The following is a 22,560-nucleotide window of genomic DNA, read 5'->3' as shown; positions in this document are numbered from 1 at the left end:
CGGGCAGCTCGGAGGAGATCACCAGGATCGCCTTCCCGTCGGCCGCCAGGCGGTTGATGATGGTGTAGATCTCCTGCTTGGCGCCGACGTCGACGCCGCGGGTGGGCTCGTCGAGGATGAGCAGCTCGGGCTCGGTGTAGAGCCACTTGCTCAGCACGACCTTCTGCTGGTTGCCGCCGGAGAGCTGTCCGACGGTGGAGAGCACCGAGGGCGCCTTGATGTTCAGCGAGTCCCGGTACTCCTGGGCGACGGCGATCTCCTCGTTGGCGTTCACCCAGCCGCCGGTGGCCAGCTTGGTCAACGACGCGGCGCTGATGTTGCGCCGGATGTCGTCGATCAGATTGAGCCCGAACGTCTTGCGGTCCTCGCTGACGTAGGCGATGCCGTGGTCGATGGCGTCGGAGACCCCGCGGATGGTCACCGGCTTCCCGTGCATCTCCACCGTTCCGGAGATGTCGCGGCCATAGGAGCGGCCGAAGACGCTCATCGCCAGCTCGGTGCGGCCCGCGCCCATCAGCCCGGCGATGCCGACGACCTCCCCGGCGCGGACGTGCAGCGAGGCGCCGTCGACGACGGTGCGGTCGCGCTGCTCGGGGTGGCCGACGTGCCAGTCGATCAGCCGGAAGACCTCCTCGCCGATCTCGACGTCGCGGTCCGGGTACATGCTGCCCATCTCGCGGCCGACCATCCCGCGGATGATCCGGGCGGTCAGCGTCTGCTGGTCGGGCTCCTCCTCGGTGCGCATCGTCTCGATCGTCGTGCCGTCGCGGATCACGGTGACCGCGTCGGAGATCGAGGCGATCTCGCCGAGCTTGTGCGAGATGATGATGCAGGTCACGCCGGTCTCGCGCAGGTTCCGGATGAGGCCGAGCAGATGCGCGGAGTCGTCGTCGTTCAGCGCCGCCGTCGGCTCGTCGAGGATGAGCAGCTTCACGTTCTTCGACAGCGCCTTGGCGATCTCGACGAGCTGCTGCTTGCCGACGCCGAGCCGGCCGACCGGGGTGACCGGGTTCTCGTCCAGACCGACCTCTTCCAGCAGCTCGGCGGCCGCGGCGTTGGTCCGGTGCCAGTCGACGAAGCCGGCGGCTCCCTGCTCGTTGCCGAGGAAGATGTTCTCGGCGATGGACAGATGCGGCACCAGCGCCAGCTCCTGGTGGATGATGACGATGCCGCGATCCTCGGAGTCGCTGATGGAGTTGAAGTGCACCTGCTCGCCGTCGAAGGCGATGTCGCCCTCGAAGCTGGAGTCCGGGTACACCCCGGAGAGCACCTTCATCAGCGTGGACTTGCCCGCCCCGTTCTCCCCGCAGATGCCGTGGATCTCGCCGCGGCGCACCTGCAGGGTCACGTCGGAGAGGGCCTTCACTCCGGGGAAGGTCTTGGTGATCGACCGCATCCGCAGGATGTGGTCCTCTGCTGTGGTCATGGGGCCTCCTCAGGCCAGGCCTCGACGGCCCGCCGGATGTCGCCGCGGGGCCGCCGTCAGGGAGGGATGGGTGTCGAGGGTGGGTGTCGAGGGTGAGCGTCGAGGGGTGACGTCGGGGGTGACATCGGGCCGGACCGCACGCCGCGGATCGCGGCGCCGGGCGGTCCGCCGTCCCTGGTCCCGCGCCGTGGTGTCGGCGCCGCGGGGCCAGGGACGGCGGGGGATCGCGCCGCGATCACATCTGGCCGGAGTCGACCTGCTCCTCGGTGTAGTAGCCGGACTCGACGAGGATCTCCTCATAGTTGTCCTCCAGCACCATCTGGACATCGAGCAGGTAGGAGGGCACGACCTTGGCCCCGTTGTCGTAGGTCTCGGTGTCGTTCGGCTCGGGCTCACCGCCCTGCAGGTAGGTGTCGGCCGCCTCGACCGCCTGGTCGGCGAGGTCGCGGGTGTCCTTGAAGATCGTCGAGTGCTGCACGCCGTCGGCGATCAGCTTCACCGAGGCGATCTCGGCGTCCTGGCCGGTGACGATCGGCAGCCCGTCCTCGATGGTGTCGCCCTGTCCGTCGCTGCGCAGCGCGGTGATGATGCCGCGGGACAGCGGGTCGGCGGGCGCGAGCACGCCGTCGAGCTCCTCGCCGGAGTTGTAGTGGGTGGTCAGCAGGTTCTCCATGCGCTTCTGCGCGGTCTCCTGCTCCCACCGCTGGGTGGCGGCCTGCTCGATGTCGGTCTGCCCCGAGGGGACCTCCAGCGTGCCGTCGTCGATGTAGGGCTGCAGCGTGTCGATGGCGCCGTCCCAGAAGTGGTGGGAGTTGCTGTCGTCCAGCGAGCCGGCGAAGAGCTCGACGTTCAGCGGTCCCTCCGGGGCATCCTCGGCCGGTTCGAAGTCCTGGTCCAGGATGCCCAGGCCGTAGAGCAGGGCGTTGGCCTGGTTCACGCCGACCTGGTAGTTGTCGAAGGTGACGTAGAAGTCGACGTTCTCGTTGTCGGTCAGCAGCCGGTCGTAGGAGATCACCGGGATGTCGGCGGACTCGGCGGCGTCCAGCTGGGCCGACAGCGCGCTGCCGTCGATGGCGCCGACGATCAGCGCGTCCACGCCCTGGGTGATCATCTGGTCGATCTGCTGGGACTGGGTCGGAATGTCGTCGTCGGCGTACTGCAGCTCGACGTCGTAGCCGAGCTCCTCCAGGCCGGACCCGATGTTGTCGCCGTCCTTGAGCCAGCGCTCGTAGGTCTGGGTGGGCATGGCCACGCCGACGCTCATGTCCTCGGGGGCCTCGTCGCCCCCGCCGTCGCCGCTGCCGGCGCCGCCGCCGGCGCAGCCGGCGACGGAGAAGACGAGCGCCGCCGAGGCGCCCAGTGCGGTGAGATTCCTGATCCTCATCATGTCCTCCTTGACGTCTCCGTCCGGCGCTCCGGACGGACAGTGCGAATGCGCCGCCGATGCGGCGGCGACCCGGCGGCCGCGCCGCTCCCCTCCCGTGCGTCGACGGTGGTGCGGAGAGGAGCCGGCGCGGCGGCCGCCGGGGATCGGGGGTCGAGGCTCACGACCCGGCCGGTGCCGTGTCACATAGTCTCACGGGTCGCCGTAATCCAGATCACAGCCCCTGGGCGAGTCGGTGATAGGCGGCGTTGAGGCGCAGCTCCTGTGCGAAGCCGCGCGTGCTGGTGGACTCGTCGATGACCGCCAGCTCCACTCCGGCGATCTCGGCGAGGTCGGCGAAGGCCTCCACGCCGACGGCGGTGGACATCACCGTGTGGTGCGCCGCGCCGGCGGTCAGCCAGCACTCCGCCGAGGTGGCGAAGTCCGGCCGCGGCTCCCAGACCGCACGGGCCACCGGCAGGTTCGGCAGCTGGTGGTCGGGGCCGACGACGTCGACGGCGTTGGCGGTCAGCCGGAAGCGCTCGCGCAGGTCGGTCATCGCCACCACGACCGCCTCGCCCGGATCGGTGTCGAAGACCAGGCGCACCGGGTCCTCGCGGTCGCCGATGCCCAGCGGGTGGATCTCCAGCCGGGGCCGCGACGTGGTCAGCGACGGGCAGATCTCGAGCATGTGCGCCCCGAGGATCTTCTCCTTCCCCGGGGTCATCTCGTAGGTGTAGTCCTCCATCAGCGAGGCGCCGCCGGGGAGGCCGTGGCCCATGACCTTCGCCGCGCGGACCAGCAGGGCGGTCTTCCAGTCGCCCTCGGCGCCGAAGCCGTAGCCCTCGGCCATCAGCCGCTGCACGGCCAGCCCGGGCAGCTGGCGCAGTCCGCCGAGGTCCTCGAAGTTCGTGGTGAAGGCCTCGAAGCCGCCCTCGACGAGGAAGGAGCGCATGCCAGCCTCCTGCCGGGCGGCGTACGCCAGCGACTCGCGCCGCGAGCCGCCCTCGCGCAGCTCCTCGGCGACGTCGTAGAGCGCCTCGTATTCGGTCAGCAGGCGATCCACCTCGGCCTGCGGCACGGCCTCGACCCGCTCGACGAGGTCATTGACCGCCCAGGCGTTGACCGTGGTGCCCAGGGCGATCTCGGCCTCGGTCTTGTCGCCCTCGGTGACGGCGACGTTGCGCATCGTGTCGCCGAAGCGGCACAGCTTCAGGTGCTGCAGCGTGTCCCAGCCGGCCGCGGCACGCACCCAGGTGCCGACTTTGGCCCGGACTCGCTCGTCGGTGGCATGGCCGACCACCGTCTTGCGCGGCGTCGACGTGCGAGCGGCCATATAGGCGAACTCGCGATCGCCGTGGGCGGCCTGGTTGAGGTTCATGAAGTCCATGTCGATCTCGGCCCAGGGCAGCTCGCGGTTCGCCTGCGTGTGGAAGTGCAGCAGCGGCTTGGTCAACGCCTCGAGCCCGCGGATCCACATCCGCGCCGGCGAGAAGGTGTGCATCCAGACGATCACGCCCAGGCAGTCCGGGTCGGCGTTCGCCGCCAGCACCTCGGCGTGGATGGCTTCGCGGTCGGTGAGCACCTCGCGGTGCTCGATGGTCGCCGGGATCGCCTCGGCGGCGTCGAGCGTCTCGGCGACGTGCCGGGACTGGTCGGCGACCTGCTGCAGGGTGTCCTCGCCGTAGAGGCCCTGCGAGCCGGTCAGGAACCAGACTTTCCGGCCGGCGTAGGGGTTGCTCAGCGTGGTGGTCATCATGCGCCTTTCTGGCCGTAGACGTTCTGGTAGCGGTCGAAGAGGGAGTCGACCTGCCCCTGGTCGATGCGCGGCGGCTCGCCCAGCTGGCGGGCGACATGCACGGTGCGGGCGACCTCCTCGCACATCACCGCGGCCTTGACGGCCTGCTTCGCGCCGGCCCCGACGGTGAAGGGGCCGTGCTGGGCCATCAGCACCGCCGGCGAGCGCGAGGTGCGCAGCGTCTCGACGATGCCGCGGCCGATGGAGTCGTCGCCGATGAGCGCGAAGGGCCCCACCGGGACGTCGCCGCCGAACTCGTCGGCCATCATCGTCAGCACGCACGGGATGGGCTCGCTGCGGGCGGCCCAGGCGGTGGCGTAGGTCGAGTGGGCGTGGACCACTCCCCCGACCTCGTCCATGTGCCGGTAGACGTAGGCATGGGCGGCGGTGTCCGAGGACGGCGTGAGCGTCTCGGGCGTGCCGTCGTCGATCTTCTCGCCGTCCAGGGTGCAGACGACCATGGATTCGGCGGTGAGCTCGTCGTAGGAGACCCCGGAGGGCTTGATGACGAAGAGCGCGGGCTGCTCCTCGTCGGCGCCGAGCCGCGCGGCCTCGACGGTCGGCACCCGTTCGGAGACGTTGCCGGCGGTCCAGACGACCAGCTCGTTGCGGGGCAGTTCGGCGTGCAGCGCGGCGACGCGCTCGCGCGCGGCGGCGACCGCCTCGCGGACCGGCTCGGGCAGGGCGGACAGGCGGATCATGCGCGGGCTCCTTCCGCGGCGGCGGTCTCGGTCTGCCGATCGGCCGGCTGCTCGGCGAGCTGCTCGGCGTGGGCGCGGCGGCGGATCGCCTTCAGCCGGCGCATCATGTCGTCGCCGCCGCGGCCGAAGTGGTCGTGCAGGCGGGTGTACTCGGCGAAGAGCTCGTCGTAGGCGTCGGCGGCGGCCGGGTCCGGGGTGTAGGCCCGCTCGACGCGTCCGCCCATCGCCGCCCCGGCGGCGCGGACGTCGGCGTAGTGTCCGGCGGCGACGGCGGCGTGGACCGCCGAGCCCAGCGCCGGGCCCTGCTCGGAGACGATCGTCGAGATCGGCAGCCGGGTGATGTCCGAGTAGAGCTGCATGAGGAAGCGGTTCTTCAGCAGGCCGCCGGCGACGACGAGCTCCGTGACCGGCACCCCGGAGTCGCCGAAGGACTCGATGATGGTCCGGGTGCCGTAGGCGGTGGCCTCCAGCAGCGCGCGGTAGACCTCCTCGGGGCGGGTGGTCAGCGTCAGGCCGACGATCAGCCCGGAGAGCTCGTGGTCGACCAGCACCGAGCGGTTGCCGGAGTGCCAGTCCAGCGCGACCAGGCCGTGGGCGCCGACCGGCTGGGCGGCGGCCTTCTCGGTGAGCAGCTCGTGCAGCCCGATCCCGCGGGAGGATGCCTCCTCCGCGTAGGAGGCCGGCACCTGGTTGTCGACGTACCAGCCGAAGATGTCGCCGACGCCGGACTGGCCGGCCTCGTAGCCCCAGGCCCCGGCGAGGATGCCGCCGTCGACGACGCCGCACATCCCGGGCACCTCGGCGAGCCGGTCGCCGTTCATCACATGGCAGGTCGAGGTGCCCATGATCGCGACCATCTGACCGGAGTCGACGGCGTCGGCGGCCGGAGCAGTGACATGGGCGTCGACGTTGCCGACGGAGACGGCGATGCCCGGACGCAGCCCGGTCCAGCCGGCCGCCTCCTCGGAGAGGCCGCCCGCGTTCTCGCCGAGCTCGCCGATCCGGTGATCGAGCTTCTCGGCGACGAAGTCGGCGAACTCCGGGTTCAGCGCGGCGAGGAAGTCCTGCGACGGGTAGGAGCCGTCCTGGTAGATGCCCTTGTAGCCGGCGGTGCAGGCGTTGCGCACGTACTGGCCGGTCAGCTGCCAGACGATCCAGTCGGCGGCCTCGACCCAGTGGTCGATCGCCGCGTAGAGCTCGGAGTCCTCCTCCAGGATCTGCAGCCCCTTGGCGAACTCCCACTCCGAGGAGATGAACCCGCCGTAGCGGCCGATCCAGTCCTCGCCGCGGGAGTGGGCCAGCTCGTTGATCCGGTCGGCCTGCCCCTGGGCGGCGTGGTGCTTCCAGAGCTTGGTGTAGGCGTGCGGCCGGTCGCCGTACTCCTCCAGCTCGTTCAGCGGCGTGCCGTCGTCGGTGGTCGGCACCATCGTGCAGGCGGTGAAGTCGGTGCCGATGCCCACGACCTGCTCCGGGCTCACGCCGGCGGCCTCGACGGCGGCCGGCACCGCGGTCTTGAGCACCTCGACGTAGTCCGCCGGGACCTGCAGCGCCCACTCGGGAGGCAGCGGCTCCCCGCGGTGGGCGGTCAGCGCGTCGTCCATGACGGCGTGCGGATAGTCGTGGACGGCGCTGCCGAGCTCGGCGCCGTCGCTGACGCGCACCACGAGCGCACGTCCGGACAGGGTGCCGAAGTCGATGCCGATCACGACGGGGTCAGTGGTGGTCATCTCTGCAGGACTCCTTCGCGTGTTCCAGAGCACATCCGAGTGTTAACGTTAACATCTCGTCGTGTCCGGCGCCACACACCTCCGTGTCCTGCGTCATGCCGGGCGCGGAGCCCGCCTCGCCCGCCGGAGTGTCGGATGCGGACGGCGAACGGGGGATTCACTGCTGCTGTGTCGCCGATGCGGCGATTCAGCAGCAGTGGATCCCCCGTCCGATGCCTGAGGAGGCGCTGCGCGCGACGCCTGAAGGCCTCAGAGTCCCAGGCGCTCGGTGTAGTCGTTGCGCAGGGCCCCGGGCGGGTCGCACTCCTCGCGCAGCGCGACGAAGTCGTCCCAGCGCGGGTAGAGCCCGCGGATCCGATGGGGGTCCATGACGAAGAGCTTGCCCCAGTGCGGACGCGCCGAAGCCGGCAGCTCGCACTCGAGCTCGGCCAGCACCTCCTCGACGGCGGGCTGGTCGGGATGCCAGGTGAAGTGCAGCCCGACGGTGTCGCCGCCGTGGGCGGGGCTGAGCCAGTGGTCGTCGCCGGTCATCGTGCGCACTTCGCCGATCATCAGCACCGGCGCGATCCGATCGGCCAGCCGCTGCAGCGCGCGGATCGCCTCGACCGCATCGCGGCGCGGAACCAGGTACTCGCTCTGCAGCTCGGCGCCGGCCGACGGGGTGAAGTTCATCCGGAAGTGCGGCAGCCGCTCGTGCCACGGACCGGGTTCGCCGCCCTGCAGGCTGGTGGCCTCGACGTCGCCGCCGGGGACCGGGTGCCGCCGACCGTCGGCCGGACGCACTCCCAGCGCCTCGAGGACGGCGGGATCGGCGGCCGTCGCCGTGGCCGCGCCGGGCTCGACCTTCGCCTTGACCCACATCTGGTCGGCCACCTCGACGTCGCGCCAGCTGGAGAAGATGCTCACGCTGTAGCCCAGCGACGTCGCCGCGTCGAGGTCGGCGAGCACCGCCTCCCAGCGCGGCTGCTCGTAGACGGTCTGGGCCACCTCGTAGGCCGGCTCGGTGTCCAGCTCGACGGCGACGACCGCGCCGAGCGCGCCGAGGCTGACCACGGCGCCGTCGAAGGCCCGCTCGCCGCGCTCGAACCGGCGCAGCTCGCCGGCCGGGGTGAGGATCTCGACGGCGCGCACCGCGGCGGCCAGGCCGCCGACCGCGTCGCCGGAGCCGTGGGTGCCGGTGGCCACCGCACCGGCGACCGAGATGTGCGGCAGCGAGGCCAGGTTCGACAGCGACCGGCCCCGGGCATGGAGCTGCTCGGCGACGTCGCCGTAGCGCATCCCGCCGCCGACGCGCACCATGTCCTCGCCGATCTCCAGGAGCCGGGGCATGCGCTCCAGGGAGATCAGCGTCCCGGTGGTGTCGGCGATGTCGTTGAAGCAGTGCCGCGAACCGATCATCCGCTTCGGACCGGGGCGGCCGAGCTCCTCGCGCAGCGCGTCCAGCGACTCCGGACGGCGCACCGCGCGCGCCCGGTAGGTCAGGTTGCCCGCCCAGTTGGTCTCGCCCGCCGGATGCTCGGCGGTGCGGCCTGCTCGCTGAGCTGCCCTCTCGTCTGCCGCATGGTCTGCCACGTCACGCTCCTCGCTGTCGGCGACGGCGGCCCTGCGGCCCCGTCGAGTCACCTGCGACAGCATACGCCGAACCGTGACCTCGCCCACGGAACGCGCTCTCCGGATGACATCGCCCAGGCGGCTCGCGGTCCGGCGAGCTTGCCGCCCGAGGAGCCGCCTCGACGGCCTGCGGGTCCGTCTCAGGCGGTGGCGCGACGGATGAGCGTCGGAGCGATGAGCGTGGTGTGCTCGCCGCCGCCGGCGCCGAAGAGCTCGGCGATCGCAGCCCGGCCGACAGCCTCGAAGGGCTGGCGGACGGTGGTCAGCGGCGGGCTGAGATGGGCGGCGCCGTCGACGTCGTCGAAGCCGACCACGGCGACGTCCTCGGGGACGCTCAGCCCGTGATCGGCGAAGGCGTGCATCATGCCCAGGGCGATGTAGTCGTTGGCCGCGAAGACCGCGTCCACGACGCCGGAGGCGACCTGGGGCGCCAGCTCCGCCCCGGCGGCATAGCCGTCGTCGGCGGTCCACCCGGCGCAGTGCAGCAGCGGTCCCTCCGCGACGCCGGCGGCGGAGAGCGTCTCCTGCCAGCCCTGCACACGCCCGCGGGCGTCGTACCACTCGCCCGGACCGGCCGCATGGGCGATCCGCCGCCGACCGGCGTCGAGCAGATGGCGCACCGCCTCGCGGGCGCCGCGGACCTGGTCGATGCCGACCACGTCCAGCGAGGCGGTGGGCTCGGCCCCGGAGGCGACGAGCACCACTGAGCGGGTCTCGGCGATCTGCCGCGCCGCCTCGGCCACTGCGATGATCGGGGCGAGCACCACGATCCCGTCGACGCCGTGGTCGAGGAAGAACTCCAGGGAGGATTCGACCGTCTCGGGCCGCGAGTCGCGCACGACGCTCAGCGCGGTGGCGAAGCCGTGCTCGCGCGCGGCCTCCTCGACGGCCAGCGTCATCCGATTGGGACCGAAGGCCGAATGCCCCGGCGTGATCACCCCGATCAGCCCGGTCCGTCGCGTCTTCAGCGCCCGCGCGGTGGCGTTGCGCCGGTATCCGAGCTCGCGCATGGCCCGCTCGACCTTCTCGCGGGTCGCGGGCCGCACGGCGTCGGGAGTGTTGAGCACCCGGGAGACGGTCTGATGGGAGACGCGCGCCTGCTCGGCGACGTCGACCATCGACGGTGCCCGCGCCCCGCCTCCCGGCGGCAGGACCATCAGGACGCGTCCGGCACGCGGTCGGTCTCGCCGAGCACCCGCAGCGCGGCGCGCAGCGTCGCGGCCGACTCCTCCATCATCTCCGGATCCGGGGCGGTCATCGCGTTGGAGAAGTCGAAGTCGTCCATCGAGTTAGACGGCCACACATGCACGTGGAGATGATCGATCTCGTAGCCGGCGACCGCCAGGCCGGCCCGGGCGGAGTCGAAGGCCTGAACCTGGGCCTGCCCGATCCGGTGGGCGACGCGCGTCAGATGGGCGACCAGCTCGCCGTCGGCGTCGGTCCACCGGTCGACCTCGCGGCGGGGCACCACCAGCGTGTGCCCGTGGGCCAGCGGGTTGATGCTCAGGAAGCCCACGCAGGTCTCGTCCTGCCAGACGAAGCGGCCGGGCAGCTCGCCCTGGATGATCTTGGTGAAGACGGTGCTCATGAGAGGTGCTCCTGTCGTCGTGCGATGCGGTGCGGGTCCGGTGCCGGGTCGGCACCGCCGCGGAGCGGCCGGTGCCCCGGCCCCGATCGTACCTGCGGCGGACTCCTCCGCGGCGGCCGGCGACGCGGCTCAGCCGCCGGTGGACTCGCGCACCACCAGGCGGAAGGGCGCGATCTCGTCCTCGCCGGGCGGACCGCTCATCGCGATGCGCTCCAGCAGCCGCTCCACCGCCCGACGCGCCGTCCAGTCGTGGTCGGGCTCCACAGTGGTCAGCGACGGCGTCAGATGCGCGCCGACGCCGATGCCGTCGAAGCCGGCCACCAGCACGTCCTCGGGCACGCGCAGCCCGGCGTCGACCAGGCCGCGGATCAGTCCCACCGCCAGCGTGTCGGTCAGCGCGAAGATCCCGTCGACGCCGTCGGGACCGCCTGCGGCGCCCTGCTCGCCCAGCCGACGGCCCACGGCGCGGCCGGCGTCCATGGTGAGCATCTCGCAGTCGACCAGCCGGAGGTCCTCCTCGTCGATGCCCGCCGCACGCACCGCCGCCTGCACGCCGTCCCAGCGCATGCTGCGGATGGTCGGCTCGCGATCGTCCGGGCCGCCGACGAAGGCCAGCCGCCGCGCCCCGCGGTCGATCAGGTGGGCGGCGGCCGCCTGGGCGCCGTCGGCGTTGGGCAGAGCGATGTGGCCCACCGCCGAGCGGTTCTCCCGCTCCCCCAGCAGCATCAGCGGCAGCTGCGGCAGCGTGGTCAGCTCGGCCATGTCCAGCCCGACGGTGCTCAGGATGAGCCCGTCGTAGTCGAGCCGCTTCGAGCTGCGGATGGCCCCGCGCTCCCCCTCGGGGGCCGCGCCGGTCTCCTCGACGGCTACGCGCAGGTCGTGCTCGCCGGCGACGGCGACGATCCGCCGGGCCAGCTCGCCGAAGTAGGGGTTGTCCAGCTCCGGGACGGCCAGCCCGATCACGCCGCTGCGGCCGGCCCGCAGATTCCGGGCGGCCACGTTGATCCGGTAGCCGGTCTCCTCGATGGTCTCCATGACGCGGCGTCGGACCGCGTCGCTGACGCCGGCCCGGCCGTTGACCACGTTGGAGACCGTCATCGGCGAGACGCCGGCCGCCCGGGCGACGTCGCTCATCGTCACCGCCCCCATGGGCCGCACCTCCTGGTCGTCGTCGCCGGCCCCGCCGGGGCACCCGTCCTCTGCGGCATGCTAGCAACGTCGACCCGCGGCGCCCGCATCCGCACGCACTGCGCCGCCGACCCGCGGACGGTGTCGACGGCGCGGCGGCTGTCCGATGCCTCCGCCTCCGCGATGCGCGGAGGAGAGGGATCAGCCCTGGTCGAGCGCCTCCTGCATCTCGGCGTGCATCTGTTCGGCGGCCTCGGCCGGGGTCAGACGCCCGAAGAAGACCTCGTTGCAGTACCGGTAGGCGATATCCTGCAGCTGGCTGAAGCCCACCGGCGGGACGGGCTCGGCCTCGCCGATCTCGTCGGAGACCTCGTCGATGAAGTCCGCGACCACCTGCTCCTGGCCGTCGATCTGGTCCAGCACCACCTCGCGCGCTCCCTCGCTGGCCGGCAGGCCGCGGTCCATGCCGATGATCTCGGCGGCCTCCTCGTCGTTCACCAGGAAGTCGACGAACTCCTGGGCCTCTTCGGGGTGCTCGGTGGCCGAGCTGACCGAGTACATCATCGTGGACTTGAACCAGAGGCCGTTGTCCTCGGAGCTGCCGCTCTGCGACGGGAAGCGCAGCGGCTCGAAGTCCACGGCGGCCTGCTCCGAGAGGGCCGGCACCTGGTTCGACCACCAGCGGCCGACCGCCTGGTCGCCGGTCTCGAAGGGCGACTCTCCCGGCGCCATGCCGGAGACCTCCTGCATCACCGTCGCCGACGGATAGGAGTCGGCCTCGAGCAGATCCTGCTGGTACTCGAAGTACTCCTCGAGATCGGCCACGCTGTGGCCGAGCTCGCCGTCGGCGTCGGCGAGGTGCTTGCCCTGCTGGCGCAGCCAGATCTGCAGGTCGGCGGTCTGCGGCACGCCGCCGTCGCCGTAGACCTCCTCGGGCAGCTCCTCGCGCAGCTCGGAGGTCAGCTCCAGATAGTCGTCCCAGGTCCAGGACTCGTCGTCGGGCATCTCCATGCCCGCCTGCTCGAAGAGCTCCGGATTGGCCAGCACCGTCATCGTGTTGATGCCCGTGGTCACCCCGACCAGTCCGTCGTCGGTGGTGCCGTTCTGCACCGCGTTGTCGTCGAAGCTGGAGACGTCGACCTGGTCCATGTCCAGCAGCGCGCCGCGCTCGGAGTACTCGCTGAGATAGCTGGCGTCCATCTGGATGACGTCAGGGGCGTCATTGCCGGCCGACTGCGTCGCCAGCCGATCCCAGTAGCCCTCCCAGGGCGAGTTCTCCGCCTCGATGGTCACCCCGGGGTTCTGCTCCTCGTAGAGGGCGATGACCTCCTCGGTGACCGCGTTGCGATGCTCGGCGCCCCACCAGGTGAAGCGCAGCGTGACGTCGCCGTCCTCCGCGGCGTCCGAGCCGCCCGAGCAGGCCGTGACCGCCAGCAGCGCCGTCGTGGCCGCGACGCTCAGCACCGCGGCGCGGCGGGTGCGGGCCGTGGTCCGTGTGGTGTCGTCCCTCATCATCCATCTCCTCCCTCGCAGATGCTCCCCGGCGCATCCCGCCGGCGATTTAACGCAACAGTACGAGTGACGTGAATCACAAGTCAACAGCTCCGCACGGCTTCACACGGATCCACACTCGCCCGCGGCGCGACTCAGAGCTCGACGGCGACGAAGGACGAGGCCGGCAGCTCGAGCCTCAGCTCCTCGCCGTCCAGCCGCGCGCCGTCGAAGTCCCGCGGCGCGACCTCCGCCGGGACCTCCGCGGTGTTGTGCGCGGCCGGCTCGGCGGTGAGCAGCCGCGCCGAGCGCACTCCCCCGCCGAGCTCTCCGCCGCGCAGCCGCAGGCGCGCCGTCGCCGCCTGGTCGGGGTCCAGATTCGCCGCAGTGACGGTGATCCGCCCCTCGCGCGTGGAGACCGAGATCGGCAGCGTCCGGACAGTCTCGCCGTCGACGGCGCGCACCGGTTCCTCGCTCAGCGGGTGGACCGTCCGGCGGACGCCATCGTGGTGGCCGGTGCTCATCGCGAAGACGTGGTACGTCGGCGTGAGGATCATCCGGTGCTCGTCGGTCAGCACCATCGCCTGCAGCACGTTGACCGTCTGGGCGATCGTCGCCAGGCGCAGCCGGTCGGCATGGGCGTGGAAGGCCTCGAAGTGCACGGCGGCGACCAGCGCGTCGCGCATCGTGTTCTGCTGGAACAGGAAGCCCGGATTCGTCCCCGGCTCGACGTTCCACCAGCTCCCCCACTCGTCGAGCGCCAGCCCCAGCTTCTGCCCCGGGTCGTAGGCGTCCATGACCGCCTTGTGCCCGGCGATGATCCGCTCGACGCGCTGCGCGGCGCGCATCGTGGTCCAGTACTCGTCGACGGTGAAGTCGGTGGCGCTGCCCTTGTCCATCCACGGCCCCGAGCGGGTGTAGTAGTGGAAGGAGATCGCCTGGTAGATGTCCGAGGGCTCCTCATCCTGCAGCCCCGAGGTGACCTCGCGCATCAGCTGCTCGGTCCAGGCGTAGTCGTCCTCGTTGGCGCCGGCGGCGATGCGGTGCAGCCGGTTGCCCCCGTGGTCGCGGGCGTAGGTGGCATGCTGCCGCGCCGTCGCCCCGTACTGCGCGGCGGTGAGGTTCCCGCCGCAGCCCCAGGGCTCGTTGCCGATGCCGAAGAAGGCCACCTGCCAGGGCTCCTCGCGGCCGTTCTGCCGTCGCAGCCGGGCCATCGGCGAATCGCCCTCGCGGGTCAGATACTCCACCCAGTCGCTGGTCTCGCGGACCGTGCCGGAGCCGACGTTGGCCGAGATGTAGGGCTCGGCGCCGAGCAGCTCGCAGAGCCGCATGAACTCGTGGGTGCCGAAGTGGTTGTTCTCCTCGACGTCGCCCCAGTGCGTGTTGACCATCCGCGGACGCTGCTCGCGCGGACCGACGCCGTCGGCCCAGTGGTACTCGTCGGCGAAGCAGCCGCCCGGCCAGCGCAGATTGGGGATGTCCAGGCCGCGCAGGGCCTCGACGATGTCGGCGCGGATGCCCTCGACGTTCTCGATCGGCGAGTCCTCGCCGACCCAGAACCCGTCGTAGATGCACCTGCCCAGGTGCTCGGCGAAGTGGCCGTAGAGATGGCGGCTGATGGTCGGGCCTTCGACGTCCAGGTCGACGACGGCGGTCAGGGTGGTGGACATGGTTCTCCTCGTCTCCTCCGTCAGGTCACAGGGCGGCAACCCCCGTCCTTTAACGATACACGCCCATCCTCGACGACACCCTCACGGGCGGCGGCACCGCTCCGGCCGACGCTGGAGACCACGCTGATATCCTGGACGAGCCCGATCCGGGGCGTGCGCGCGGTGCGCTCGGCCCCCGGTGATCGAGACTCCTGGGAGGATGGCCCCGCCCGTGACCACCGATTCCTCGGCCCCGCCGGTCCGCGGCCGCTCGACGCGCCAGAAGCGCGCCGTCTGGGCGGCGCTGAACGCGCTCGACGACTTCGTCAGCGCCCAGGAGCTCCACCGGATCCTGCAGGAGCGCGGCGAGACGGTCTCGCTGGCCACGGTCTACCGCGTGCTGCAGTCCCACCAGGAGGACGGACTGCTCGACGTCGTCCGCCCCGACGATGCCGAGGCCGTCTACCGGCTGTGCGCGCGCGAGGAGCACCACCATCATCTGGTGTGCCGCCGATGCGGACTGACCGTGGAGTTCGAGGCCCCGGACATCGAAGCCTGGACCGGCCGGCTGGCCGCCGAGCATCGCTTCACCGACGTCCACCACACTTTGGAGATCTTCGGGCTCTGCGCCGGCTGCGCGGCCGCCCGCGACGGCGAGTCCGACGCCGGCTGACCACGCCGCCTCTGCCCGGGCCAGCTCTGGCTTCAGCTCCGGCCAGCTCCGGACCGCTCCCGGCGATGCCTCAGCCGCGGGACGAGGCCGCGGCCGTCGGAGCGCCCGCAGCGCCGGAGCCGCTCGTGCGGTCGCCGTCGAGCATCTGCGCGGCCTGCCGACGCCGGCGCCGGCCACGGCCGCGGCCCGCCGCCAGGCAGACCAGGTAGATCATGAAGGCGATCGTGGTGATGTAGGGGCTGATCGGCACTTCGCCGGTCAGCGCGAGCATGATGCCGCCGACGGCGGAGATCAGGCCGAAGAGCATCGACAGCCCCACGGCCAGCACCGGCCGCGCGGTGACCTTCAGCGCCGCCGCCGCCGGCACCACCAGCAGCGAGAGGACCAGCAGCGCGCCGACGACCTGCACCGACATCGCCACCGCGCCGCCGAGCAGCCCCATGAACAGCAGCGAGAGCGCGTTGACCGGCACGCCGCGGGCGCGGGCGAGCTGCGGATCGACCGAGGCGAAGAGCATCGGGCGCCAGACGAGGACCAGCACCGCCATGATCAGCACCGCCCCGGTGACCAGCGTCTGCGTCTGCACGTCGTCGACGCCGACGATCTGGCCGGTCAGCAGGCCGAATTTGTTCGACGACCTCCCGTCGTAGAGCGAGAGGAAGAGGATGCCGAGGCCGAGCCCGAAGGGCATCAGCACGCCGGCCACGCCGGAGGTGTCCTTGTCCTTCAGGCTCAGCCCGCCGATGAGCAGCGCCAGGACCACGGCGCCCACGGCCGATCCGGCGACGACGTCGAGGCCCAGCAGCAGCGCCAGGGCCGCTCCGGCGAAGGAGACCTCGGCGATCCCGTGGACGACCAGCGCGGTGCGCCGCAGCATGATGAACACCCCGACGAGGCCGCCCATCAGCCCCAGCACGCCGGCGGTGATCACCGAATTGCGCACCAGGTCGAAGAGGCGCCAATAGTCCTCGACGGTGAAGGAGGAGAGGAACTGGTCCATGGTCAGTGCGCTCCGATCCGTCCGTCGTGCCTCGGCTCCGCCGAGTCGTGCTCCGGCGCCGCGGTCCGCTCGTCCTCGGGGGTGCAGTGGTGCCCCTCCAGGTGCTGACCCATGACCACCAGCCGACCGCGATGCTCGAGCACGTCGACGGGCGCGTCGTAGAGCTCGCTGAGCACGGAGGTGCGCATCACCTCGCGCGTGGCCCCGATTCGGTGCTGACCGCGGGCGAAGTACAGCACCCGGTCGACGTGGTCGATCACCGGGTTGATCTCATGGGTCACGAAGACGACGGCGGCGCCGCGTTCGGCCGCCTGGCGCTGGATCAGGTCGGTGATGGCCTGCTGGTGGTGCAGGTCCAGCGAGTGCAGCGGTTCGTCGCAGAGCAGCACCGCCGGGTCGCCCGCGAGCGCCTGGGCGGCGCGCAGCCGCTGCTGCTCGCCGCCGGAGAGCAGCCCGACGGGCATGTCGGCGTACTCGGTCGCGCCGACCTCCTCGAGGAGCCGGTCGACCTCGCGACGCTCGGACCGGCCGCGGAGGCGCAGGCCGAAGCGGTGCCCGTCGAGTCCCAGGGCGACGAGGTCGCGCCCGCGGAGCGGAGTCTCGGTCGGCAGCGTGTGCTGCTGCGGGATGTAGCCCACGGCGCTGCTGCCGCGGCGCGCCGGCCGCCCGGCGATCTCGGCGGTGCCGGCGGTGAGCTTCTGCAGCCCCAGCAGCACTTTCAGCAGCGTGGACTTGCCGGCGCCGTTGGGGCCCAGCACGGCCAGGAACTCCCCCGGGGCGAGCTGCAGGTCCAGCTGCCGCCACAGCGTCCGGCCGTCGAAGCCGACGGCGGCGTCGTGCAGGGCGAGGACCGGGCCCTCACGCATCGTCGTCCTCCACGATCTGCCGGACCGAGGAGACGGTGTCGCGCATCCAGACGAGGTAGTCGTCGGTGTCGTCGGGCAGCGTCTCGCGGAAGTCCATCACCGGCACCTCCGCCTCCTCGGCGGCGGTGCGGATGCGCTCGGACTGGTGCGTCTCGGTCTGTGAGTTGTAGGCGAGCAGGTCGACCTCGCCGCCGGACGCGGCGCCCAGCGCCCGCTGCTGCAGCCGGGGAGAGACGTCCTCGCCGTGCTCCACGGCGCCGAGGAAGTCGGGGTCGGTGACATCCTCGTATCCCATCCGGACCAGCAGGTGCGCCGAGACCGGTTCAGTGGCCAGCGCCTGCAGGCCGTCGGCGTCGACGGCGCGGGCCTCCTCGTCGAGCGCGTCGATCTCCGCGGCGAGCTCCTTGGCGTTCTGCGTGAACTCCTCGGCGTGCTCCGGCGACCGCTCGCCGAGCTCCTCGGCGAGGTCCTCCACGAAGTCGCTCATCATCGGCAGGTCGTACCAGACGTGCTCGTTGGCGGCGAGCGCCTCGGCGGCGGCGCCGTGCTCGTGGCCGGCGTGCGCGTCCTCGCCGTCGGAGCCGTCTGATCCGCCGGACTCGTCATGCGCATGCTCGTTGGGGCCGTCGATCACCTGCACGACGGCGTCCTCCTTCTCCGCCGCCGTGGCCAGCTGGGTCAGGAAGGGGTCGTAGCCGCCGCCGTTGGCGATCAGCACGTCCGCCTCCTCGACGCTCAGCCGGTCCTGGGGCGTCGCCTCGTAGGAATGCGGATCCAGCGCCGGCTCGTCGACCACGGCCTCGACGTCGGCCGCGCCGTCGACGACGTGCTCGGCCAGCGAGGCGTAGACGTCGGTGGAGGTCAGCACCAGCATCCGCTCGTCGTCGTCCGCCCCCTGGGCGCCGCCGCATCCGGCGAGGAGCAGGGCCAGCGCCGCGGCGCCGGCCGTCGGACGGATCGAGCGACGGCGCGCCGGCGCGGTAGACGCGACAGGACGGGAGATCACAGGGCCGGACATGGCGGAGCCTTTCAGGACGAGAGGGAGGCGACGGCCCGCCGACCGCGCGGCTCGCGCTGAGCCCGGGTCGGAGGCGCGGGCCGCCGACTGCAGAGATCAGCGTACGCCGGGCCCCCTATTGCGAACAAATCTCAACTCACCCGGCCGGGGCCCGTCGTCCCGCCGACGCTCCGCCGGTGCCGTCCGGGCCGCCTGTCCGTCGCGCCCAGCGCGCCCGGCGATCTCGACCTCGCGCTCCTCCTCGGGCGGTTCCTCCTCGACCCGGTGCCGGCGCCGCGAGTCACGGGACTGGGTCGCGTCGTGGATCTCGCCGACGAGCACCTCGAGCACGTCCTCCAGGAAGAGGATCCCGCGGGTCTCGCCGTCCTCATCGATCACGCGAGCCAGGTGCGAGCCGGTGCGCTGCATCTGCGCCAGGCAGTCCTCGACCTGGTCGCCGCCGGTCATGTTGCCCAGCGAGCGGATCGCGGTCACCGGGATCGATTCGCGATACCGGCTCGCCGGCAGGCTCATCACGTCCTTGAGATGGACGTAGCCGATGAAGGCGTCGTCGCCGTCGACCACCACGAAGCGGGAGAATCCGGTGCGGCCGACGGCGCGCTCGACCTTCTTCGGCGAGACGTCGGCCGGGACGGTGATCACCTCGGAGAGCGGAACCATGACGTCGGAGGCGGTGACCTCGCTGAAGGACAGCGCCCCGGCGATCACCCCGGCCTCGTCGTGCACGGTGCCGTCGCGGGTGGACTCGGCGACGATCGACTGCATGTCCTCGAGGGTGAAGGTCGAGACGACCTCGTCGCGCGGGGTGACGCCGACGGCTCGGAGCACCAGGTTCGCGGTGGCGTTGAGCAGCAGGATCACCGGGTGCAGGATCCGGGACAGCAGGACCATCGGCGGCGCCAGCAGCAGCACCGCCCGGTCGGCCACCGAGACGGCGAAGTTCTTCGGCACCATCTCGCCGAAGGTCACGTGCAGGAAGGTCACCAGCACCAGCGCGACGGCGAAGGCCGCCGTGCCGGCGACCGAGGCGGGCAGCCCCAGGTCGACCAGCGGCTCGGTGAGCAGATGATGGATCGCCGGCTCGGACATCAGCAGGATCAGCAGCGAACAGACGGTGATGCCCAGCTGGGCGACCGCCAGCATCTGCGAGACGTGCTCGATGGCGTGCAGCGCGGTCTTCGCCCGTCGGGATCCCGCCTCGGCCTTCGGCTCGATCTGGCTGCGCCGCGCCGACATCACGGCGAACTCGCCGCCGACGAAGAACGCGTTGCCGGCCAGCAGCACGACCAGCCACACCGCGCCCATCAGGTCGCCGCCCATCAGCGTCCCCCTCTCTCGGCTCGCGCGGATCTTCCGGCGCTCTCGACGGCGCTCTCGACGGCGGGCGCCGCCCCGGACCCGACCGGCGCGCCGCGCTCAGCCTGGGCGACGAGCGCGGCCCGGCGCGCCTCGGCGTCGGGGATGAAGCGCACTCGGTCGATGCGGCGGCCGTCGACGACGACCACGCGCAGCGTGCCGCCGGAGACCGGAACCTCGTCGCCGACTGCGGCGAGCCGCCCCAGCGCATCGACGACGAATCCGGCGACGGTCTCGTAGGCGGCGTCGTCGGGCACGGCGAGCCCGACGATCTGGGCGTTGATCTCGTCGGGGCGCAGCAGGCCGGGGAAGAACCAGTCGCCGCCGGCCGACTGCAGCACGCCCGGCGCGATCCGGTCGTGTTCGTCGGCGACCTCGCCGACGATCTCCTCGATCAGGTCCTCCAGCGTGACCACCCCGGCGGTGCCGCCGTACTCGTCGACGACCACCGCCATCTGCAGCGAGGCTTCACGCAGCACCGGCAGCAGCGCGTCCAGCGAGAGCGTCTCGGGCACGCGGGTCACCTCGGACATCACCGTGGCCGCGACCAGGCCCTCGCGCTTGTCGCGCGGGACCGCCACGGCCTTCTTCACGTGAGTGACGCCGCGGACCTCGTCGACGGACTCGCCGAGCACCGGGAACCGCGAGTAGCCGGTCCGCCGGGCCAGGCCGATCAGCTCGGTCAGCGGGGCCTCGGCCTCGACGGCGGCCATCCGCGGACGCGGGGTCATCGCGTCGGCGGCGGTCTGCTCGGCGAAGCGCAGCGTGCGGTCCAGCACAGTGGCGGTGTCGGCGTCCATCGTGCCGAGCTTCGCCGACCGACGGACCATCGAGGAGAGCTCCTCCGGAGTGCGCGCCCCGGAGAGCTCCTCCTTGACCTCCAGGCCGAAGCGGTGGAGCACCAGGTTGGAGAAGCCGTTGAGCAGCAGCACCAGCGGCTTGGCGACGGCGGTGACGATCAGCTGCGGGCGCGCCAGCGCGCGGCCCAGCCGCTCTGCCTCGGCGATGGCCAGATTCTTCGGCACCAGCTCGCCGAGCAGCATGGAGACCAGCGTGGCCAGCAGCATCGCCACGATCAGCGAGACCGGTCCGGCAGCGGCGTCGGGCACCCCGAGGGCGGTCAGTGGCGAGTCCAGCAGCGCCCCCAGCGCCGGCTCGACGACGTAGCCGGTGAGCAGCGTGGTGACGGTGATGCCCAGCTGGCAGGTGGACAGCTGGGTCGACAGCGAACGCAGGCAGGACAGCAGCGCCCGGGCCCCGGGGTCGCCGCGGTCGACGGCGCGTTGGACGGTGGGCTGGTCGAGGGCGACCAGCGAGAACTCGACGGCGACGAAGAACGCCGTGCCGAGGATCAGCAGCAGGCCGAGGCCCAGAAGGATCCATTCCACGTCAGGCGGTGCACCTCCGCGCTCCGCCGGGACGTCCCCGCCGCGGCGCGGGTCCGCCCGCGGCGGGCGGGCCGCCGTACGGCGGCCGGCTCAGACGCGGGCGGTAGTGGGGCAGGACAGAGTGGTGCGGGGTCGAGCGTCGAGGGACGGGACCCGGTTGTCGATACTCCATGAGAAGACCCAGTGTAGCGACGCCCGCGGGTGACCGCCACCACCCGGCACGACGCCGACACGACGCCGGGACCCCGCTCACCACGTGGTCGGGACCGGCTTGCCCTCCTCGTAGCCGGCGGCGGACTGCACCCCGGCCACGGCCCGCTCGCGGAAGGCGGCCAGATCGCCCGCCCCGGCGTAGGTCATCGCGGAGCGCACGCCGGAGGTGATCGAGTCGAGCAGATCCTCCACTCCGGGCTGCTCCGGATCCAGGTACATCTTCGACGTCGAGATGCCCTCCTCGAAGAGCCCCTTCCGTGCCCGGGAGAAGGCGTCCTCCCCGGCGGTGCGATTCTGCACCGCCCGCGAGGAGGCCATCCCGTAGCTCTCCTTGTACCGCCGGCCGTCGGCCTCGGCGACCAGGTCGCCCGGCGACTCGTAGGTGCCGGCGAACCAGGAGCCGACCATCACCTGGGAGGCGCCGGCGGCCAACGCCAGGGCGATGTCGCGCGGATGGCGCACGCCGCCGTCGGCCCAGATGCGGCCGCCCAGCTCGCGGGCGGCGGTCGCACATTCGAGCACGGCGGAGAACTGCGGACGGCCCACGGCGGTCATCATCCGCGTGGTGCACATCGCTCCGGGGCCGACGCCGACCTTGACGATGTCGGCCCCGGCGGAGATCAGGTCGCGCACGCCGTCGGCGGTGACCACGTTGCCGGCGACCACCGGCACCGCCGCCCCGCGGACGTCGACCACCTCGCGGACCGCGGCCAGCGCGTCGAGCATGCGCCGCTGATGACCGTGGGCGGTGTCCACGACGAGCACGTCGACCTCGGCGTCGAGCAGCGCCTCGGCCTTGGCGGCGACGTCGCCGTTGATGCCCACCGCCGCGGCCAGCGCCAGACGACCCGAGGCGTCGACGTGCGGGGTGAACAGCGTCGAGCGCAACGCCCCGCGCGGGGTGAGCACGCCGGCGAGCACGCCCTCGGACGTGGTCACCGGCGCATACTCCACCGCGGCGGCGTCCATGGCGAGGAAGCCCTGGCGCAGCCCCTCGGCGAGCGCGGCGCCGTCGTCGTCGGCCTCCAGACCCAGCTCGGCGGTGGTGAAGCGGACCTGCGGCATGCGCATCACCGAGCCCACCGAGGAGAAGCGGTCCCGGCCGACGCCGTCCTCGGCGTGGACGACCCCGGCCGGGCGCATGTCCTCGTCGACGACGCAGACGGCGTCGTGGCTGCGCTTGTCGAGCAGGTGCAGCACGTCGAGCACAGTGTCCTGCGGCGAGACCTTCAGCGGCGTCTCCAGCACCGGGTGGCAGGACTTGACCCACTGGGCGACCTGACGGATGACCTCCAGCGGGACGTCCTGGGGCAGCACGCCCAGCCCGCCGCGGCGCGCCATGGTCTCGACCATCCGCCGGCCGGTCACCGCCGTCATGTTCGCCGAGACCAGCGGGATGGTGGAGCCGGTGCCGTCGTCGGCGGAGATGTCGACCTCGGTGCGCGACATCGCCTCGGACCGCGAGGGCACCAGGAAGACGTCGGCGTAGGTGAGATCGGTGGTCGGCTCGTTGAGGAACTTCATGCGCGGGTCGTCCGCCCCTTCATATGTCGTGCTCGTGCCG

At 71.9% G+C, this 22,560-nt stretch carries 17 protein-coding genes and 1 pseudogene; 1 reads left to right on the top strand and 17 read right to left on the bottom strand.

Annotated elements, in window-relative coordinates; genetic code table 11:
- From GCL72_RS09455 to GCL72_RS09405, 11 genes are all read right to left on the bottom strand, one after another.
- Positions 1-1,426 (bottom strand): ATP-binding cassette domain-containing protein (locus GCL72_RS09455; RefSeq protein WP_153144469.1); only part of this gene is annotated, 1,426 nt, incomplete at its 3' end.
- Between the two features lie 235 nt (positions 1,427-1,661).
- The gene (gene chvE / locus GCL72_RS09450; RefSeq protein ID WP_153144468.1) at positions 1,662-2,810 is read right to left on the bottom strand and encodes a multiple monosaccharide ABC transporter substrate-binding protein; all 1,149 of its coding nucleotides are present in this window, start codon (positions 2,808-2,810) and stop codon (positions 1,662-1,664) included.
- 214 nt (positions 2,811-3,024) lie between these two features.
- Positions 3,025-4,545, bottom strand: coding sequence for an L-arabinose isomerase (araA, locus tag GCL72_RS09445; RefSeq protein WP_211365021.1), 1,521 nt, complete (start codon positions 4,543-4,545; stop codon positions 3,025-3,027).
- Positions 4,545-5,288: an L-ribulose-5-phosphate 4-epimerase gene (locus tag GCL72_RS09440; RefSeq protein ID WP_153144467.1), complete on the bottom strand. Its 744-nt coding sequence runs from the start codon at positions 5,286-5,288 to the stop codon at positions 4,545-4,547. The genes araA and GCL72_RS09440 overlap by 1 nt, the downstream gene beginning before the upstream one ends.
- Positions 5,285-7,015 (bottom strand): ribulokinase, encoded by a 1,731-nt coding sequence (gene araB, locus GCL72_RS09435; protein ID WP_153144466.1) that lies wholly within the window; start codon positions 7,013-7,015, stop codon positions 5,285-5,287. The genes GCL72_RS09440 and araB overlap by 4 nt, the downstream gene beginning before the upstream one ends.
- Positions 7,016-7,264: 249 nt before the next feature.
- On the bottom strand, positions 7,265-8,587 hold the full coding sequence (locus tag GCL72_RS09430) for a D-arabinono-1,4-lactone oxidase (protein ID WP_153144465.1): 1,323 nt from the start codon (positions 8,585-8,587) through the stop codon (positions 7,265-7,267).
- 179 nt (positions 8,588-8,766) lie between these two features.
- The gene (locus GCL72_RS09425) at positions 8,767-9,783 is read right to left on the bottom strand and encodes a LacI family DNA-binding transcriptional regulator (protein ID WP_246161123.1); all 1,017 of its coding nucleotides are present in this window, start codon (positions 9,781-9,783) and stop codon (positions 8,767-8,769) included.
- Positions 9,783-10,214: an HIT family protein gene (locus tag GCL72_RS09420; RefSeq protein WP_153144464.1), complete on the bottom strand. Its 432-nt coding sequence runs from the start codon at positions 10,212-10,214 to the stop codon at positions 9,783-9,785. Before GCL72_RS09420 ends, GCL72_RS09425 begins: the two co-directional genes overlap by 1 nt.
- A gap of 129 nt (positions 10,215-10,343) precedes the next feature.
- Positions 10,344-11,363 carry a LacI family DNA-binding transcriptional regulator gene (locus tag GCL72_RS09415; protein ID WP_211365020.1) on the bottom strand — a complete coding sequence of 340 codons (1,020 nt, stop codon included), beginning with the start codon at positions 11,361-11,363 and terminating at the stop codon, positions 10,344-10,346.
- A gap of 180 nt (positions 11,364-11,543) precedes the next feature.
- Positions 11,544-12,854, bottom strand: a complete 1,311-nt coding sequence (locus tag GCL72_RS09410; RefSeq protein WP_153144463.1) for an ABC transporter substrate-binding protein — start codon at positions 12,852-12,854, stop codon at positions 11,544-11,546.
- A gap of 134 nt (positions 12,855-12,988) precedes the next feature.
- Entirely contained in the window at positions 12,989-14,503 is a 1,515-nt protein-coding gene (locus tag GCL72_RS09405) for an alpha-N-arabinofuranosidase (RefSeq protein ID WP_153144462.1), read from the bottom strand.
- A 199-nt stretch (positions 14,504-14,702) separates the two neighbouring features.
- Here GCL72_RS09405 and GCL72_RS09400 point away from each other — a divergent pair, with 199 nt between their 5' ends.
- Positions 14,703-15,155, top strand: a complete 453-nt coding sequence (locus GCL72_RS09400) for a Fur family transcriptional regulator (RefSeq protein WP_170289613.1) — start codon at positions 14,703-14,705, stop codon at positions 15,153-15,155.
- Positions 15,156-15,225: 70 nt separating this feature from the next.
- Here GCL72_RS09400 and GCL72_RS09395 read toward each other — a convergent pair whose 3' ends face one another.
- From GCL72_RS09395 to guaB1, 6 genes and pseudogenes are all read right to left on the bottom strand, one after another.
- On the bottom strand, positions 15,226-16,155 hold the full coding sequence (locus tag GCL72_RS09395; protein WP_153144460.1) for a metal ABC transporter permease: 930 nt from the start codon (positions 16,153-16,155) through the stop codon (positions 15,226-15,228).
- Between the two features lie 2 nt (positions 16,156-16,157).
- Positions 16,158-16,943, bottom strand: a pseudogene (locus tag GCL72_RS09390) (metal ABC transporter ATP-binding protein); the annotation flags it as partial.
- Positions 16,944-17,013: 70 nt separating this feature from the next.
- Complete coding sequence (locus GCL72_RS09385) at positions 17,014-18,039, bottom strand: metal ABC transporter solute-binding protein, Zn/Mn family (RefSeq protein WP_153144458.1); 1,026 nt, start codon at positions 18,037-18,039, stop codon at positions 17,014-17,016.
- Between the two features lie 96 nt (positions 18,040-18,135).
- A complete protein-coding gene (locus GCL72_RS09380) occupies positions 18,136-19,359 on the bottom strand; it encodes a hemolysin family protein (protein WP_246161122.1) in 1,224 nt (407 codons plus the stop codon).
- On the bottom strand, positions 19,359-20,783 hold the full coding sequence (locus GCL72_RS09375; protein WP_246161121.1) for a hemolysin family protein: 1,425 nt from the start codon (positions 20,781-20,783) through the stop codon (positions 19,359-19,361). Before GCL72_RS09375 ends, GCL72_RS09380 begins: the two co-directional genes overlap by 1 nt.
- Before the next feature lie 249 nt (positions 20,784-21,032).
- Positions 21,033-22,520, bottom strand: coding sequence for a GMP reductase (guaB1, locus tag GCL72_RS09370; protein WP_153144457.1), 1,488 nt, complete (start codon positions 22,518-22,520; stop codon positions 21,033-21,035).
- Positions 22,521-22,560 lie beyond the last annotated feature (40 nt).

The organism is Nesterenkonia halophila (genome assembly GCF_009467795.1).
Lineage (GTDB): Bacteria > Actinomycetota > Actinomycetes > Actinomycetales > Micrococcaceae > Nesterenkonia > Nesterenkonia halobia.
The sequence above is the reverse complement of the archived record's forward strand: the minus strand, read 5'-3'. Positions and strand labels throughout refer to the sequence as shown.

Excerpts from the sequence above, each read along its gene's own strand:
- chvE (WP_153144468.1), bottom strand. The coding sequence starts at position 2,810 with ATGAGGATCAGGAATCTCACCGCACTGGGCGCCTCGGCGGCGCTCGTC.
- araA (WP_211365021.1), bottom strand. The coding sequence starts at position 4,545 with ATGACCACCACGCTGAGCAACCCCTACGCCGGCCGGAAAGTCTGGTTC.
- GCL72_RS09440 (WP_153144467.1), bottom strand. The coding sequence starts at position 5,288 with ATGATCCGCCTGTCCGCCCTGCCCGAGCCGGTCCGCGAGGCGGTCGCC.
- araB (WP_153144466.1), bottom strand. The coding sequence starts at position 7,015 with ATGACCACCACTGACCCCGTCGTGATCGGCATCGACTTCGGCACCCTG.
- GCL72_RS09425 (WP_246161123.1), bottom strand. The coding sequence starts at position 9,783 with ATGGTCCTGCCGCCGGGAGGCGGGGCGCGGGCACCGTCGATGGTCGAC.
- GCL72_RS09420 (WP_153144464.1), bottom strand. The coding sequence starts at position 10,214 with ATGAGCACCGTCTTCACCAAGATCATCCAGGGCGAGCTGCCCGGCCGC.
- GCL72_RS09415 (WP_211365020.1), bottom strand. The coding sequence starts at position 11,363 with ATGGGGGCGGTGACGATGAGCGACGTCGCCCGGGCGGCCGGCGTCTCG.
- GCL72_RS09410 (WP_153144463.1), bottom strand. The coding sequence starts at position 12,854 with ATGAGGGACGACACCACACGGACCACGGCCCGCACCCGCCGCGCCGCG.
- GCL72_RS09405 (WP_153144462.1), bottom strand. The coding sequence starts at position 14,503 with ATGTCCACCACCCTGACCGCCGTCGTCGACCTGGACGTCGAAGGCCCG.
- GCL72_RS09400 (WP_170289613.1), top strand. The coding sequence starts at position 14,703 with ATGGCCCCGCCCGTGACCACCGATTCCTCGGCCCCGCCGGTCCGCGGC.
- GCL72_RS09395 (WP_153144460.1), bottom strand. The coding sequence starts at position 16,155 with ATGGACCAGTTCCTCTCCTCCTTCACCGTCGAGGACTATTGGCGCCTC.
- GCL72_RS09385 (WP_153144458.1), bottom strand. The coding sequence starts at position 18,039 with ATGTCCGGCCCTGTGATCTCCCGTCCTGTCGCGTCTACCGCGCCGGCG.
- GCL72_RS09380 (WP_246161122.1), bottom strand. The coding sequence starts at position 19,359 with ATGGGCGGCGACCTGATGGGCGCGGTGTGGCTGGTCGTGCTGCTGGCC.
- guaB1 (WP_153144457.1), bottom strand. The coding sequence starts at position 22,520 with ATGAAGTTCCTCAACGAGCCGACCACCGATCTCACCTACGCCGACGTC.